This is a genomic window from Halomicrobium katesii DSM 19301, from assembly GCF_000379085.1.
In the GTDB taxonomy this organism is placed as follows: domain Archaea; phylum Halobacteriota; class Halobacteria; order Halobacteriales; family Haloarculaceae; genus Halomicrobium; species Halomicrobium katesii.
The window spans coordinates 2,293,037-2,307,342 of record NZ_KB905378.1 but is presented as its reverse complement, the minus strand read 5'-3'; the positions used below and the strand labels follow the sequence as shown (position 1 = coordinate 2,307,342).

Here is a 14,306-nt window from a genome sequence, read left to right as displayed (position 1 = left end):
GGAGAGCGATTTCAAAGCCTTTGTATCGCCCGCTGCCTGACTCTTTCACACATGACCGACAACGTTGTCGTTCTCGGAGCTGGCTACGCCGGCGCGGGTGCGATAAAGAGCCTCGAAGACGAACTGAACGGCGAGGCCGACATCACTTGGATCTCGGACACCGACTACCACCTGGTACTCCACGAGTCCCACCGCTGTATCCGTGACCCGACCGTCCAGGAGAAGGTGACCATCCCCGTCGGCGACATCAAGTCTCGACAGACCGACTTCGTGCAGGCGTCGGTCGCCGACATCGACACCGAGGAGCGCGTCGTCGAACTCGACGACGACTCGACGGTCGAGTACGACTACCTCCTCGTCGCCATCGGTTCCCAGACCGCCTTCTTCGGTATCGAGGGACTGGCGGAGTACGCACACACGCTCAAGTCGCTGGACGACGCCCTGAACATCCACGACGCCATCGCCAGCGCCGCCAGAGACGCGACGCAGAACGATCCCGCTCAGATCGTCGTCGGCGGTGCCGGCCTCTCGGGCATCCAGACGGCTGGAGAGATCGCCGAGTACCGCGACGAGCGCCGCGCGCCCCTGGAGATCCACCTCGTCGAGGGACTCGACGAAGTGATGCCCAACGGCGATCCCGAGCTACAGGGCGCGATCCGCAAGCGCCTCGAAGCGGCGGACATCAACATCATGTGTGGCGAGTTCATCGGCGAGGTCGACGAGGACACGGTCTACGTCGGCGAAGAGACGGAACTCGACTACGACGAACTCATCTGGACCGGCGGCATCACCGGCCGCGACGCCGTCCGCGACGTGGAACTGGACAAAGACGAACGCTCCCATCGCATCGACTCCGAGCGTGACTTCCAGACCTCCGACGACCGCGTCTTCGCTATCGGCGACTGCGCGATGATCGACCAGCCCGGCGACGACCCCGCACCACCGACCGCCCAGGCTGCCTGGCAGGCCGCCGAGGTCGCCGGTCGGAACCTCGCGCGCGCCGTCCGGGGCCAGCCACTGGACACGTGGACCTACGACGACATGGGGACGGTCGTCTCCGTCGGCGACAAGGCTGTCGCCCACGACGTGAAGTACATGGGCATCAGCGTCCCCGTCGACACGTTCGGTGGCTTCCTCGCAGAGAACCTCAAGAAGGCCATCGCGGCCAAGTGGATCCGCCGAGTCTCGACGACCGGCCGGGCCGCCAAGGCCTGGGCCGACATGTAAGTCGGGCGTTTCTGTCGGGCAGCTATACACCAGATTTACCGCTCGCGAACGACGACGGCCGCGTGTACCGTCAGGACGACCAGCGCGGACAACACGACCCCGACGCCGAGTGGCCCCTCGAAGACGGCTCTCGCGTACGACACCAGGCCGACAACGATCAGTTCGTCGAGTGGGAACGGCGTCACCAGTGGTGTGGGCTGAGCGGAACCGTGAACGTACCCGGCGAAGAAGCCGTGTCCATTGAGCCCCAGGGGCGAGAGATACACGATCCGCTCGTACAGCGCCTCGATGCCGAGTCGGTACAACAGGTACGACACCGTGACGACGCCGACGAGTCGTTTTACCGTACGAGCGTACGCGGCGAGGTACCAGCGTCTGGCCGGACGAAGCTGTGGTCGTTCGTACGATCGCATTGTTTTCATATATTCTCAGACATATATGAATGTTCGCCCGACAGGGAGGGTAGTGTTCAGATAAGCCGCTGCATTTTGTGAGTTGGAGACACCGAAAGCCCTCGTGCAGTTGCAGTCCCGCGACTCGCTGCGCGCGCTTCGCGTGCTTGCATCGTCGGGGTTCCCGCAACTGCACTCGCCCTTTCATCCGCCAGGGTTCAGACTGTGAGGCAGCCGAATCCTGGCGGATGAAAGGGCGAGGCGCGGTCCGGGGTTCTGCGGCGGCACTATCCGAACGGAGTGAGGATATCCGCCACAGAACCCCGGAGCGGGCCGAGGGCTTTCGGTGCTTCAGACTGCCTGCACTGATCTCTTATCTGAACACTACCACGGAGATCCCAGAGTCCTACGATACTCCGTCTCGACTCACAGCGACAGGCCGGCGTGCCAGTGGTCGGCGTCGCTGGCTTCGACGGCCGCGTCCATCCGCGCGAGGTAGTCGATCGCGAGACTCGCGGTCTTTGCGGCCCTGCGTTCTCCTTCCGTGCGGAACTCTCCGGTGACGCGGTTGGCGTAGACCGTACAGACCGCCCCCGCGCGCAGGCCGTAGAGGTTCGCCAGCGTCAGGATGGCGCTGGCTTCCATCTCGAAGTTGAGGACGCCGGCCTCACGGAGTGCGTCGATGCGCTCGTCGCTCCCGCTGGCCTCGAACCCCTCGAAGCCGGGCCGTGACTGGCCGGCATAGAAGCTGTCCGTCGAGCAAGTCAGTCCGAGGTGGTAGTCGTATCCTAACTCCTCTGCGGCGGCGACGAGCGCCGAGACGACGCGGTGATCGGCGGTCGCGGGGTAGTCCTCGCGGACGTACTCCTCGCTGGTCCCCTCCTGTCGGACCGCGCCCGTGGTGATGATCAGATCGCCGATGCTGGCCTGCTCCTGGATCGCGCCACAGGAACCGACGCGGAGCAGCGTCTCGGCGTCGACGCGAGCCAGTTCCTCGACGGCGATGGCTGCCGAGGGCGACCCGATCCCGGTCGACGTGACCGAAATCGGCGTTCCGTCGTACGCGCCGGTCGCCGTGCGGTACTCTCGGTGGTCTGCGACGACCTCGTGGTCGTCCCAGGACTCGACGACCTTGGCGACGCGCTCGGGGTTGCCCGGCAGGAGGACGCTGGGTGCCACGTCGCCCGGCGCGACTTCGAGGTGGTACTGCTCGCCGTCGTTGGGATCTTCGCTGTCGTCGGTCATTCCAGGTGCTCCCGTGTGATCGTCGCCGGAATCAGTTCGCCCAGCCGGTACGTCGTCGTCGTCTCGCCGTCGCCCTCGTCACAGACCACCGGCAGGTCGTCGTCACAGAACTCGATCAGCGTCTGGCGGCACATCCCGCAGGGAGTGACGCCGTCGCGAGCGTCTGACGAGACGGCGATCCGCTCGAACTCCCGGTGGCCGTCCGCGACCGCGCTCCCGACCGCAACCTCCTCGGCGTGGAGGCTGTTGCTGTAGTTGGCGTTCTCGATGTTGCAGCCGGTGTACACCGCGCCGTCGGCGGTCTCGATCGCCGCACCGACGCCGTACTCGGAGTACGGCGCGAACGACTCCTCGACCGCCGTTCTGGCTGCTTCGACCAGCGAATCCATGTACAGGGCCACGGCTGGCCCCGTCAAATAGCCATCGCCCAGAAGGGCGGGCAACCGGCTCAGGCCGCCGTGGCAACCGCCTGCTCGACGGTCTGGGCGACCCGTTCGACGAGGTCGTCCACGTCGTCGCTCTCGGCGTACACTCGGACGTAGGGCTCGGTGCCGGAGGGGCGCACGAGGGTCCACGAGTCGTCGGGGAACGTCAGGCGGACGCCGTACTCCGTCTCGACGGCGGCCTCGGGAAACGTCTCGGGGAGCGTCGTCGCCAGCCGCTCCATCGTCGCCGTCTTGCGCTCGTCCGGACAGTCCACGCTGTGTTTGCGGTAGGGCCGCTCGGTGACGGGCTCCCGGAGCGCGTCGAGTCCCTCGTCGGCGATCAGCGCTGTCAGGACGGCGGCGCTGACGACGCCGTCGATCCACCCGCCGAAGCCGGTGTGGACGTGTTTCCAGGGTTCGGCGGCGAAGACGACGCTCCCTTCCGCGGCCGCGATGCCCTCGTGGAGCGCACCGAGGCGGATCCGTTCGACGCGCCCGCCCGCCTCGTCGACCCGCTCGTCGATCCGGCCGGAGGCGTTGGGCGTCGTCACGACGACCGGGTCCCGAGCGGACGAGCGGCGAACGTAGTGTTCGGCCAGTATCGCGAGGACGGTGTCCTCGTGGACCACGTCACCGTCGGCGTCGACGATCACGATGCGGTCCGCGTCGCCGTCGTGGCCGATGCCGAAAGCCGCGTCCGTGTCGGCGACGAACGAGCGGAGCGGGGCCAGTGACTCCGGCGTGGGCTTGCTCTGACGGGCGGGGAAGTGGCCGTCGACCGACGCTTCGAGCGCGCGCACGTCCGCACCGAGTGCGCGGAGGACCTGTGGCGTCGCGAGCGCCCCCACCCCGTTGCCACAGTCGACCGCGACCGTGACATCCAGTGGGTCGTTCCCGTGATCCGCCGCGTAGGCCGCGACCGCGTCACGGTACTCGTCGAGCACCGTGGCTCGCTCCGTATCCCCCCACGCGGACCACTCGGCGGCGTTGTCGCCGTCAGCGACTCGCTCCTCGATTCGCGCCTCGGCCTCGCGGTCGTACTCGCTGCCGTCGACGAACAGCTTGATGCCGTTGTCCTCGGGCGGGTTGTGACTCGCCGTGAGCATGACGCCCCGCCGGCCCCGCGAGGCGTACGCGAGCGCTGGCGTCGGACACTGACCGATGCGGACGACCGAACCGCCCGCGCTTTCGATGCCCGCTTCGACTGCCGCGGCGAGGGCCGGGCTGGTGACGCGACCGTCGAAGCCGACGACGAACTCCGCGCCGTCGCGGCCGACCGCCTGGCCGACCCGAAGCCCGCGTTCGGGCGTCACTGTCTCGGCGACCGTACCACGGATTCCCGCCGTCCCGAACAGTTCCATACGTCACCGGTCGTGCGGGCCGCACTTGGGGGTAGCGGTACGTTCTCGTGGTGGCAGTCGATCTCGAACGGATCGTCGGTACGGAGACTCAGCTCGGCGTCGCGCCCGCGTACGCGCCTTCCAGTCGAAGCACGACTCTGTGGATCGGCAGCGACAGCCCCATCCGCCCGAACAGGAGTGCGATTGGGAGCAACACGATGCCCAGCAGCAGGCTGAACTGGTACAGTGCGAACACGAAGCCGCGGTAGAGTTGGGATTCCATCGTCCCTCGCTCTGCTATGGGCGAGTAGCAGTATATAAAAGTTAGTATCGGGCCACCGGCGTCGAATCGACCGCAGTCGTGCGGTTTCGTCGGTTCGACCCGTCGACGCTTCCCGCCTCGAAGATCCGCCGATGTTCGGGTAATGGAGCCGTTGGCGCTACGGGACGTTCGCATAACTTATGACGACATTCGCCGTCTCGTGCGCAGGCACGAATCAAAACACACGTGTAGTGGGGACGCAGAGAAACGTGTATGAATTACCTCGTGGCGATGGAAGCAGCCTGGTTGGTCAGAGACGTCGAAGACATCGACGACGCGATCGGTGTCGCAGTCAGCGAAGCGGGGAAACGCCTCAACGAGTCCGAAATGGACTACGTCGAGGTCGAGGTCGGTGCGACGGGCTGTCCCGCCTGTGGCGAGCCCTTCGACTCCGCGTTCATCGCCGCCGACACCGCGCTGGTCGGCCTCGTCCTCGAAATGAAGGTGTTCAACGCGGAGTCGATCGAACACGCCCAGCGGATCGCCAAAAGCGAGATCGGCGGGTCGCTGCGCGACGTGCCGCTGAAGGTCATCGACACGATCGAGTTCGAGGGCGAGGAAGCCGACGCCGACACACAGGCCTGATACGGAACGTTGTCGTTGCGTACCGGTGAGCTGCTCCCCGTCCCAGCGCTCACCGGTACATCGCTACAACCGTCCGTACGAGACTGCCGGCGGTCGCTGTCACGCACACTCTGTAGTGGCTGTGACACGGACGATCGACGGTACAGGCGGCCCGTCCTCTCGTGGCGCTCGAACGTCGACAGCGCCGTCGGTGTTTTTATATATTACCGTAAGTAATTGGAGATATGGAGCTTCCGACGCCCGACGATCTGCGGGAACGGCGGACCGAGCTTGGCCTGACCCAGAGCAAACTCGCGGACCGGGCAGACGTATCACAGCCGCTGATCGCACGGATCGAGGGCGGCGACGTGGACCCGCGGCTCTCGACGCTTCGACGGATCGTCAACGCCCTCGAAGAGGCCGAAGGCGGCATTCTCCGAGCCGACGAGCTGATGAACGCCCCGGTCCACAGCGTCGCACCGGACGACTCCGTCCGCGAGACCCAGGACATCCTCGACGAGGGCAAGTACTCGCAGGTGCCGGTCGTCCGTGACGGCACCCCCGTCGGCCTGATCGGCCACTCCGACATCATCCAGCACGACCGCGAGAACGTGGGCGACCTCCCGGTCGCCGACGTGATGCACGAGTCGATCGCGACCGTCGAGACCGACGCGACGATCGACGAGATCGACGCCTACCTGACGCACAACGACGCCGTCCTCGTCGTCGACGCCGGCGAGACGGTCGGCATCATCACCGAAGCCGACATCGCGGCCCACGTGAGCTAGCGGGTCTTGGGGCGTTAGTCGCCGTATACTCGGCTGAACGGTCGGAGTCCCTTTTGTAGCCCCGTCGCGTCCAGAGTAGCAATGACGGTTCGTCCCGACGACGACAGACTGCACCGGCAGCTCGAAACGGCGCTCGAAATTGCCGACGACGATCGCATCAGATATCACCTCCGCGAGGCCCTCCAGTTGCGACTCGTCGCGAACGAACCGCGAGAGCAGGAGATCGAGCGGTAGTTGGCCCCGCTCAGCCGGTCAGCTCTAGCCCGCGGACGGCGACACAGCCCTCTCCGTCCGTGACCTCGCCGATGATGCGCCCGTCGGTCGCCTCGACGACGGTCTCGGCGGCGCTTTCCGGCATCGCGGCCACGAACCCGGTCCCCATGTTGAAGGTCCGGTGCATCTCCTCGTCGGAGACCGAGCCCTCCGACTGGACGAACTCGAAGATCGGCTGAGCGTCGAACAGGTCGGTGATCTCGTAGCGGTGCTCGCCCATCCGGGTGAGGTTCGTCCAGCCACCCCCGGTCACGTGGGCCGCGGCGTGGGTCTCGGCGTCCCGGAGCGGACCCAGCAGGTCGGTGTAGATTCGGGTCGGCGTCAACAGTGCCTCGGCGATCGTCTGCTCGGGATCGTGGGGGTAGTCGTCGGTGTACTCGTGGTTCGCGGTGACGGCCTCGCGAGCGAGGGTGAGACCGTTGGAGTGGATCCCGGCCGAGGGCCAGCCGACGATCGCGTCGCCGGGCTCGGCTTCGCCGGGGAAGACCGCGTCCTTGGGCGCGAGTCCGGCACAGGTGCCGGCGATGTCTAGCCCCTTGATCACGTCCGGCATCACGGCGGTCTCGCCGCCGACCAGTGCCACGTCGCCCCGCTTGGCACCCTCGCGCAGTCCGGCCCCGATCTGCTCGGACTCCTCGTCGTCCGGCTCCTCGACTGCGAGGTAGTCGACGAACGCGACCGGTTCGACCCCCGTCGCTACGAGATCGTTGACGTTCATCGCGATGCAGTCGATACCGATCGTCGAGTAGTCGTCGATCGCTTCGGCGACGAGGAGCTTGGTGCCGACGCCGTCGGTCGCCAGCGCGAGGTACTGGTCGCCGATGTCGACCAGGCCCGCGTAGTCGCCCTCGAACTCGCCGGCCGCTCCGATGAGCGCCGCCGTCGCGGCTTCGCTGGCGTCGATGTCGACGCCGCTGTCCGCGTATGTCAGCCCCTCCTCGTCGTCGCTGTCGTCGGTCATATGCGAGAGCGGGCGGGCCGAGAGCAAAAGACCACCGTTTCCGTGGGACCGGACTACAGTCCGGGAACGCCGGCGAGGAGCACGAAGACCCCCAGCAGGAGCATCGGCGCGGCGACGACGGCGTAGACCGGCTTGCTCCAGGCCAGGACCTTCTTGCCGTCGAGGGGACCGAACGGGATCATGTTGAAGCCCGCGAGCAACAGGTTGATCGAGACGCCGAGCGCCGCCAACTCGAACAGGAGGCCCCCGAAGAGCCCGAACCAGGCGACGACCAGCGGGACGACGAACACCAGCGCGAGGGCGACGTTGGTCACGGGGCCGGCGAGTGCGATCAGCCCGTTCTCTCGCTCGGAGATCCGACCGCGGTGGTGGACCGCGCCCGGCGCAGCAAAGAGGAAGCCGGCCAGCGCGCTGACGACGGCCAGGAACAGCATGTTGTAGTCGGCGCGAAACTCCGCGATCTGGCCGAACCGGACCGCGACGACCTTGTGTGCGAGTTCGTGCAACAGGAAGCCGATCCCTGCGGTGAACAGACTCACCGCCAGCGCCCCGACGATCGCAGCCGGGTTCGGCGGCCGGCCGGCGAGCAAGCCCTGGACCATGTCGTAGTTGATGAAGATCGCGAAGGCGAGACCCAGCGCGAGCCACGCGATCAGGAGGTCCTTGAGTTCGCGCTCGCTGAAGCGGACGTTCATCGCACCAGCCCCCACAGCAGGTCGGCGCTGTTCCGTGCGCCCTGGATCATGAGCCGAACGACGCCGTCGACGCCGTTGATGTTCGGTGCGCCGGCCGCGATGATCGGCAGCAGCGTCGTCGCGAACAGCGCGCTCGCGATCATGCTCCCGACGTTGGTCATCGCGACGATGAGGATGAGTCTGAACAGGGGCACCGCCCGGAGCCGCTGGAAGATGTCGGACAGCGGGGCCTGCTCGTCGTCGAGGATCTCGTTGAGCGTGCTGATGTCGCCGACGTTGACGTTGACGTATCGCAACTCGATGTAGCCCGCGAACCACCCGGGCGCGAGCAGCGGATTGACGCTCGTGAGCCACGCGACCGCGCCGCCGACGGCGGAGCTCGACCAGTGAGCGCCGGCGAGTCGGGCCAGGGCCGCGGCGACGATTCCGTTGACGAGGAACCACGTCCCGAACAGCGTGAACAGGAACTCGCTGGAGGCCCCCGGCACGCCGGTGTAGACTGCCATCGCCAGCAGGAGGAAAAAGACCAGGAAGCCAAGCGTAAAGAGGTAACCAAAGAGCTTGTACGGCGAGAACCAGCCGCCGGTTTCCCGACCGACCAGCGAGGACTCCGGCGGCAGTTCCTCGGGGTGATCGAGGTAGCGTTCGATCCCCGCGCGGTGGCCGGCACCGACAATAGCGACGACGTGGTAGCCGGCGTCACGGAGGTCCACGAGGTTGTGTGCGATGTAGGCGTCGCGCTCGTCGATCAGGGCCTCCGCACCGCCCGGCGAGAACTGGCGAAACTCCTCCATCATCGCCGTCACGACGTCCACGTCGGTGAGTTCGGCGGGGTCGAACTCCTCGTACTCTTCGCCGCCGCTGGCACGGGTCAACAGTGCGAGCACCGGGATCCCGACCACCAGTGCGACGCCGAGCGCGACGACGAGCCCGTCTGCGACGGCGACGCCCAGGCCGCCGAGCCCACCGACGAGCGGGAGCGAACTGCCGAGCCAGTTCCCGGCCGGAACCACGAGCGGACCGATCGTCGACTCGACGACGACGCTCACCAGCACCCCGATCGTGAGGCCGATCGAGAGGCCGACGGTGCGAGAGTCGCCCATGCCAGCGAAGAGAGCGCCGACGAGCGAGAGCTTCTCCCAGAAAGAGAGGCGCGCCCAGAACCGCTGGACCGTCATCTGGATGTCGCGGTCGACGAGTGCGACCCCCAGACCGTTGCGTTCGGCCGTCTCGACTGCGGCCATCATGTCTGCACCGGGACTCACGTCGAAGCGATCGCCCAGTCGCGTCTGGACGTACGACAGCATCCAGTAGGCCAGAAACTGAAAGACCGTGTTCCCCCGAAGCAGATCACCGGCGTCGAGGTCCTCCGGCGTCTCGCCTTTCATCTGCCTGTAGCGACCCTCGTCCAGCTCGACGGCGACCACGTCGGGCTGTTCGTCCTCGATCGTCCGTTCGACTTCCTCGACACTATCCTGTGAGACGTGTGCCGTCCCTACTACCGTCACACGCCCCTCGCCACCACCCCCCTGTGGCAGATTACGCGTGGTCTCGGCGCGGTCGGTCATCACGCCGGCTACACGGCGGCCACTGTTATGCGTTTCTGTCGGTCACGACTGTCGGTCGGCCGTCAGGTCACCTGTCGGAACGAGGACTATTCACTGGATCGAACTATCACGGAGAACCTCGTTCTCATCTAACACTATTGCTTTCCGCACGGTAGTTCGCAAAATTACCAGACGGCTTGCGATTACATTGTGGTTAGTGACTTTCGAACATCCCAGAAAACGTGATATATCGGGGTTTTCAATATACGTTCGAGTTCGATGTACGATCTGACTGGATTTCAGCGTGACTTGCTGTACGTCATCGCAGGACTGGACGAACCACACGGGCTCGCGATCAAAGACGAGCTCGAAAAGTACTACGAGAGCGATGTGAACCACGGACGCCTGTATCCGAACCTCGACACGCTCGTCGAGAAGGGGATGGTCGAAAAGGGACAGCGCGACCGGCGAACGAACTTCTACGCCCTGACCAGTCGCGGCAAGCGCGAGCTCAACGCCCGCCAGGACTGGGAGTCTCAGTACGTCACCGCGTAGCTCGACGCACGGACCCGCGTCGGCGTGTCGAAGTCACCGACAGCCGTCCGAATACTCGCCACCGCCCGTCCCAGCGTCGCAGTCCTCGACGGCACACGCTTATACGACAACCAGACGAACGCCCAGTCATGCCACTGGACGTAGACCCGCCGGCACCGCCCGAGCTCGACACCGCCGTCGACGCCAGCGACTACGACGACGTCGACGTGGACACGAGCGAGTACCGGCGCGAAGAACTGGAGACGTTCTTGCAGGACGGTGCCTGGGAGCAGGCGTTCACGGAGTGGGCCGAGACGAGCGACCTCGACGAGACGGCGTTCGAGATCGTCAGCGAACTGGATCTCGTCGAGCAGTTCGACTTCTTCTGGGACGACTTCGCACAGCGGGTGGGGTACCACGCCCCGGGACTGCCCGAGGACTGGCGAGAACGATCGCTGCACCCGGATCTGGACTCCTGGGACACCGTCTCGGGGATCAACGCCGGCATGGCCGAGCTGGGACGGACGGTCAGCGAGACGCTCAAGGCCGATTACGTCGACTGGCAGACCGACCCGGACCTGCCGGACGACCTGCCGGAGTTCGGCGACGAGTGACGCCGCGGCCGTTCACTCGGCCAGCGGACTGTAACTGCCGTTGATGTCCCACTCGTGGAGACAGAAGGGGTTGCCGGCCTCCTTTTGCTCGCCGTCGACCACGATCTGCCACGAGTCGGTCTCGTCGTCCCAGACGTCGTGACGACCGCAGCGTTCGCACGTCCGCTCCGAGGGCGGGACGAGTTTCGTCATACCGTCACGGTGGTGCCAGAGAATAATGAGCGTGCCGGTCCCGTCCGGCGGCTCCGCGTCAGTTGCCGCTCTCGGTCGCGGTGTCCGTCTCCTGCTCGGGCGTCGCCGTCGTCGTCTCGTCGGTCGTCTCTGAGCCGTCGGTCGTCTCGGAGTTTCCGGTGTCGCTGGTCGTGTTCGTTCCGTCGGTCTCGTTCTCGGACGGCGAGAGATCGACCTCCGAGCTGTTCATCTCGACTTCGGCCGGCTCCTCGTCGACGCCAAGCACCTGTCCCTCCGAGACGTCGGTCGTTCCGCTCCACTGGGTGAGCGTGCCGTTGTCGACGCTACCGGCACGGAACTGGTAGCTGCTGTTGGCTCTGACCGAGACGTTCGTGTAGCCGTTGTCCGGTCCGAACTCGTCGTATCCGGTCGTCGAGTACGGGACGGTCATCGTGAACGTCCCGTCGTCGTTCGTTCGCGTCTGTTGGGTGTAGGTGAACGTCTCGTCGGAGGCGGGGTTGTACATCTCGACGGTCGCCTGCACGGTCGCGTTCTCGGGGCCGGTTCCCTCGACGGTCGCACCGGGAACGCGCTCGAAGACCTTCAGCCACTGCGGGGCCGTGTCGTGGAAGACCTGCTGTTCGATGCCTTCCGGCAGACACGCGATCTGTCCCGGGCCGGACTCTGCGACCCGAAGTGTCACGTCAGACGTACACTCCGCGGTACTGTTGACGCGCTGATAGCCCAGTCCCGAGGCTGCGGCGGACTGTAGCAGACCGCGGTTGTACTGACCGCTCGCCGTCGCGGACTGCTCGCTGGTGCCGACGAGTCGGTAGTGTTCCATCGCGGGGACGCGTTCGGACGGGAGCGCACCGATCCCGCCGACGCTCGACGTGGAGTCGTTGGCCGTGTACGCGCGTGCTTCTTCCATCGTCTGGGTCTGGAAGATCGCCCGCTGGCCGTCGACCTGTGCGACCTGTCGGTTCTGTAGCGTGCTCGGTTCCCAGTCGACGCCGATCGGCTGTGGCTCGACGGCGCTACCGTGGTAGCGGTAGAGACGCACCACCGTGCTGTTGTAGTAGGCCTGTCGCTGGTGGACAAACGACGCGCCCCGGAGCGACTGTGCGCGACTGGAGTAGACCGGGCTGTAGTAGTCCTGCTGGCTGACCTCCGACACGTCGTAGAAGTTCGGCGGCGCGAAGAACTTCCCGCCGACGTTGCCGTTGGTCTCGGCCATCTTCCAGTCGACGGCGACGTACCGGGTCTCGGCCTCCGAGTCGTTCTCGCTCACCGTGTCGAGCGCGTCGTTGGCCTGGGTCTCGTTGGGGGCCAGCAGGAAGTTCGCGGCCTCGGTGGCACCCTGCTGGAACGGGTTGGCGGTCGGAATCCGCTGGCCCTGGGCGGTTATCCAGTGGCCGTAGTCCCACCACGAGAGGACGCCGTACTGACCGTCTTCGTACTCGAAGTCGCCGACGTTCGGGAAGGTTCCGTAGTGGTCGAGTTCGTTCGAGGCACCGCCGAACGTCCCCTCCTCGGGCGTGTTGCCCTCCATCCAGTCGAGTCCGTCGCTCCAGCCCTCGATACCCGGACCGGGACTGTCGTATCGGTCGATGTTAGTGGGCGACGCGACCGCGACCATCGGTGCGACGACGAGGACGGCGATCGCGGCGACGGTGAGGACCTGGTACGTCTCGACGTTGATGCCGTCGCCGTCGACGATCGAACGGTCGCCGTCAGCGAGGTATCGGAGCACGGCACCGACCGCGTAGGCCGTCAGTCCGCCGATCGGCACTGCGAGGTAGTAGGCGAACCGCGCTTGCGTGATCGCGGCGGCCGTGACGAACGCCGCCCAGACCACGACGAGGAGCTGCTGGGGCTCGACCTTCGAGCCGATCAGGTTCCGAACGACGACGAGAGCCCCGGCAGCGAGTGCGATGAACGTCGCGAAGCCGTGCATCTGGAACAGTGCGATCGCTGGCCGGCGCATCGGCGTGATCTCGCCGATCGTCCCGGCCGTCGCGGACGGCCCGATACCGAGAACGCCGCCGAAGATCCGGACCAGGTTCCGGGCGAACAGATCGTAGATGCCCGGAGTCGCGAGCTGTGCGAAGACGACACCGACGACGAGGATACTCAGGATCGTCAGCGGATAGAACACCGTGTCGATGTCGTGGTCGTCCCAGAAGCGTGCCAGCCAGGCCATGAACACGCAGCCGGCGGCGACGCCGAACGCGAGCGTCGGGTGCAGCAGCGAGAAGACGCCGACCCTGAACTCGGCGGCGGTGATCGGGATGAACATCAGGACACCGGTCACGCCCAGCGCGACGGCACCGGCGATCGCCGTGTGTTCCGGGCTCTCGCCGCGGACGAACTCGATCGTCAGCTGGAAGAGCAGGTAGACGCCGACGATGCCCAGCAGGAGGACGCCGAAGGGCCAGACCCACAGGTACAGCGTGATCGCGACGCCCGCGAGCGCGCTCCAGACGAGCGTGCTCCGGAGCCCCTCGAAGTCCCTGTCGAGGAACTGCTCGTAGACCGGCCGGTCCCGGCGGGCGACCGTCACGGCGACCATCACGCCGAGGACGCCCAGCGTCTGGAAGAGCACCTCCGCGATGTGGTGGTCCGAGAAGCCGACCATGCTCCGCTGGAGGATCGAGCCCGCAGAGAGTGCGAACACGGCCAGTGCGACCACACCGCCGGCACGACCGCCGAGCCGACGGCCGATGACGTACGTGGGGATCCCCGTCAGCACCGCGAACACCGCGGGTGCGAACAGCACGACGAGTCGGATCGTGTTGTCGCTTGGCGATCCGAGCCCGACGACCAGTGCGACGGTCGCGAGCAACTGGTCGAACAGGGTGCCGAACTGACCCACGTCGGTCCCCTGGGGGAAGTACGTCCAGGGGTCGAACGGCATGGTCTGTGGCCAGTTGCGGACGGTGTAGGCCGTCGAGCGGTAGTGATACCAGGCGTCGTTCCCGTTGAACAGCACTTCACCGTCGACGATGTAGTTGTTCCACGGTCGGACACGATTCCACAGTGTGAACCCGAGGAGGAGGGCGCCGAAAGCGAGGTGGTAGTACTGCTGCACCAAGTCGACGGCCCGCTCGAGCTCATCGCTGTCTTCGAGGCGGCCCCGCCATTGACTCATTAGCCGAACGAATTGCCATCGCGCGCATAAGCCTTGTCATATGGGTGCGGCAGGGCG

General features: G+C 66.1%; 16 protein-coding genes. 6 read left to right on the top strand and 10 right to left on the bottom strand.

What is annotated here, in order from left to right; all coding sequences use genetic code 11:
* Positions 1 to 51: 51 nt before the first annotated feature.
* Complete coding sequence (locus HALKA_RS0112155) at positions 52 to 1,227, top strand: NAD(P)/FAD-dependent oxidoreductase (RefSeq protein ID WP_018258253.1); 1,176 nt, start codon at positions 52 to 54, stop codon at positions 1,225 to 1,227.
* Between the two features lie 35 nt (positions 1,228 to 1,262).
* Here HALKA_RS0112155 and HALKA_RS0112150 read toward each other — a convergent pair whose 3' ends face one another.
* The 5 genes from HALKA_RS0112150 to HALKA_RS21445 all read right to left on the bottom strand — a co-directional run bounded on the left by HALKA_RS0112150 (position 1,263) and on the right by HALKA_RS21445 (position 4,912).
* On the bottom strand, positions 1,263 to 1,640 hold the full coding sequence (locus HALKA_RS0112150; RefSeq protein ID WP_018258252.1) for a hypothetical protein: 378 nt from the start codon (positions 1,638 to 1,640) through the stop codon (positions 1,263 to 1,265).
* Between the two features lie 405 nt (positions 1,641 to 2,045).
* Positions 2,046 to 2,864, bottom strand: a complete 819-nt coding sequence (locus HALKA_RS0112145) for a nucleoside phosphorylase (RefSeq protein ID WP_018258251.1) — start codon at positions 2,862 to 2,864, stop codon at positions 2,046 to 2,048.
* Positions 2,861 to 3,253, bottom strand: a complete 393-nt coding sequence (cdd, locus tag HALKA_RS0112140) for a cytidine deaminase (protein WP_018258250.1) — start codon at positions 3,251 to 3,253, stop codon at positions 2,861 to 2,863. Before cdd ends, HALKA_RS0112145 begins: the two co-directional genes overlap by 4 nt.
* 59 nt (positions 3,254 to 3,312) lie before the next feature.
* The gene (locus HALKA_RS0112135) at positions 3,313 to 4,650 is read right to left on the bottom strand and encodes a phosphopentomutase/phosphoglucosamine mutase (RefSeq protein ID WP_018258249.1); all 1,338 of its coding nucleotides are present in this window, start codon (positions 4,648 to 4,650) and stop codon (positions 3,313 to 3,315) included.
* An 88-nt stretch (positions 4,651 to 4,738) separates the two neighbouring features.
* Positions 4,739 to 4,912 carry a hypothetical protein gene (locus HALKA_RS21445; protein WP_018258248.1) on the bottom strand — a complete coding sequence of 58 codons (174 nt, stop codon included), beginning with the start codon at positions 4,910 to 4,912 and terminating at the stop codon, positions 4,739 to 4,741.
* 252 nt (positions 4,913 to 5,164) lie between these two features.
* Here HALKA_RS21445 and HALKA_RS0112125 point away from each other — a divergent pair, with 252 nt between their 5' ends.
* From HALKA_RS0112125 to HALKA_RS21440, 3 genes are all read left to right on the top strand, one after another.
* Positions 5,165 to 5,536: a DUF555 domain-containing protein gene (locus tag HALKA_RS0112125; protein ID WP_015763690.1), complete on the top strand. Its 372-nt coding sequence runs from the start codon at positions 5,165 to 5,167 to the stop codon at positions 5,534 to 5,536.
* A gap of 224 nt (positions 5,537 to 5,760) precedes the next feature.
* Positions 5,761 to 6,303, top strand: coding sequence for a type II toxin-antitoxin system RelB family anti-toxin (locus HALKA_RS0112120; protein ID WP_018258246.1), 543 nt, complete (start codon positions 5,761 to 5,763; stop codon positions 6,301 to 6,303).
* Positions 6,304 to 6,384: 81 nt separating this feature from the next.
* Complete coding sequence (locus HALKA_RS21440) at positions 6,385 to 6,537, top strand: hypothetical protein (RefSeq protein ID WP_018258245.1); 153 nt, start codon at positions 6,385 to 6,387, stop codon at positions 6,535 to 6,537.
* Positions 6,538 to 6,547: 10 nt separating this feature from the next.
* Here HALKA_RS21440 and purM read toward each other — a convergent pair whose 3' ends face one another.
* The 3 genes from purM to HALKA_RS0112100 are packed head-to-tail and all read right to left on the bottom strand — an operon-like array spanning position 6,548 to position 9,800.
* Positions 6,548 to 7,537 (bottom strand): phosphoribosylformylglycinamidine cyclo-ligase, encoded by a 990-nt coding sequence (gene purM, locus HALKA_RS0112110; RefSeq protein ID WP_018258244.1) that lies wholly within the window; start codon positions 7,535 to 7,537, stop codon positions 6,548 to 6,550.
* A gap of 53 nt (positions 7,538 to 7,590) precedes the next feature.
* Positions 7,591 to 8,232 (bottom strand): zinc metalloprotease, encoded by a 642-nt coding sequence (locus HALKA_RS0112105; RefSeq protein ID WP_018258243.1) that lies wholly within the window; start codon positions 8,230 to 8,232, stop codon positions 7,591 to 7,593.
* Positions 8,229 to 9,800, bottom strand: coding sequence for a TraB/GumN family protein (locus HALKA_RS0112100; RefSeq protein WP_018258242.1), 1,572 nt, complete (start codon positions 9,798 to 9,800; stop codon positions 8,229 to 8,231). The genes HALKA_RS0112105 and HALKA_RS0112100 overlap by 4 nt, the downstream gene beginning before the upstream one ends.
* Before the next feature lie 258 nt (positions 9,801 to 10,058).
* On the opposite strand from HALKA_RS0112100, the gene HALKA_RS0112095 reads away from it, so the two are divergent.
* Together HALKA_RS0112095 and HALKA_RS0112090 are read left to right on the top strand one after the other, a co-directional pair.
* Complete coding sequence (locus HALKA_RS0112095; RefSeq protein WP_018258241.1) at positions 10,059 to 10,334, top strand: PadR family transcriptional regulator; 276 nt, start codon at positions 10,059 to 10,061, stop codon at positions 10,332 to 10,334.
* A 128-nt stretch (positions 10,335 to 10,462) separates the two neighbouring features.
* The gene (locus HALKA_RS0112090; protein ID WP_018258240.1) at positions 10,463 to 10,927 is read left to right on the top strand and encodes a DUF7992 family protein; all 465 of its coding nucleotides are present in this window, start codon (positions 10,463 to 10,465) and stop codon (positions 10,925 to 10,927) included.
* A 12-nt stretch (positions 10,928 to 10,939) separates the two neighbouring features.
* On the opposite strand, the gene HALKA_RS0112085 is transcribed toward HALKA_RS0112090, so the two are convergent.
* Positions 10,940 to 11,119: an HEWD family protein gene (locus HALKA_RS0112085; protein WP_018258239.1), complete on the bottom strand. Its 180-nt coding sequence runs from the start codon at positions 11,117 to 11,119 to the stop codon at positions 10,940 to 10,942.
* Between the two features lie 58 nt (positions 11,120 to 11,177).
* Entirely contained in the window at positions 11,178 to 14,249 is a 3,072-nt protein-coding gene (locus tag HALKA_RS0112080) for an oligosaccharyl transferase, archaeosortase A system-associated (RefSeq protein WP_018258238.1), read from the bottom strand.
* Between the last annotated feature and the right edge of the window lie 57 nt (positions 14,250 to 14,306).

Excerpts from the sequence above, each read along its gene's own strand:
- HALKA_RS0112155 (WP_018258253.1), top strand. The coding sequence starts at position 52 with ATGACCGACAACGTTGTCGTTCTCGGAGCTGGCTACGCCGGCGCGGGT.
- HALKA_RS0112150 (WP_018258252.1), bottom strand. The coding sequence starts at position 1,640 with ATGCGATCGTACGAACGACCACAGCTTCGTCCGGCCAGACGCTGGTAC.
- HALKA_RS0112145 (WP_018258251.1), bottom strand. The coding sequence starts at position 2,864 with ATGACCGACGACAGCGAAGATCCCAACGACGGCGAGCAGTACCACCTC.
- cdd (WP_018258250.1), bottom strand. The coding sequence starts at position 3,253 with ATGGATTCGCTGGTCGAAGCAGCCAGAACGGCGGTCGAGGAGTCGTTC.
- HALKA_RS0112135 (WP_018258249.1), bottom strand. The coding sequence starts at position 4,650 with ATGGAACTGTTCGGGACGGCGGGAATCCGTGGTACGGTCGCCGAGACA.
- HALKA_RS21445 (WP_018258248.1), bottom strand. The coding sequence starts at position 4,912 with ATGGAATCCCAACTCTACCGCGGCTTCGTGTTCGCACTGTACCAGTTC.
- HALKA_RS0112125 (WP_015763690.1), top strand. The coding sequence starts at position 5,165 with ATGAATTACCTCGTGGCGATGGAAGCAGCCTGGTTGGTCAGAGACGTC.
- HALKA_RS0112120 (WP_018258246.1), top strand. The coding sequence starts at position 5,761 with ATGGAGCTTCCGACGCCCGACGATCTGCGGGAACGGCGGACCGAGCTT.
- HALKA_RS21440 (WP_018258245.1), top strand. The coding sequence starts at position 6,385 with ATGACGGTTCGTCCCGACGACGACAGACTGCACCGGCAGCTCGAAACG.
- purM (WP_018258244.1), bottom strand. The coding sequence starts at position 7,537 with ATGACCGACGACAGCGACGACGAGGAGGGGCTGACATACGCGGACAGC.
- HALKA_RS0112105 (WP_018258243.1), bottom strand. The coding sequence starts at position 8,232 with ATGAACGTCCGCTTCAGCGAGCGCGAACTCAAGGACCTCCTGATCGCG.
- HALKA_RS0112100 (WP_018258242.1), bottom strand. The coding sequence starts at position 9,800 with ATGACCGACCGCGCCGAGACCACGCGTAATCTGCCACAGGGGGGTGGT.
- HALKA_RS0112095 (WP_018258241.1), top strand. The coding sequence starts at position 10,059 with ATGTACGATCTGACTGGATTTCAGCGTGACTTGCTGTACGTCATCGCA.
- HALKA_RS0112090 (WP_018258240.1), top strand. The coding sequence starts at position 10,463 with ATGCCACTGGACGTAGACCCGCCGGCACCGCCCGAGCTCGACACCGCC.
- HALKA_RS0112085 (WP_018258239.1), bottom strand. The coding sequence starts at position 11,119 with ATGACGAAACTCGTCCCGCCCTCGGAGCGGACGTGCGAACGCTGCGGT.
- HALKA_RS0112080 (WP_018258238.1), bottom strand. The coding sequence starts at position 14,249 with ATGAGTCAATGGCGGGGCCGCCTCGAAGACAGCGATGAGCTCGAGCGG.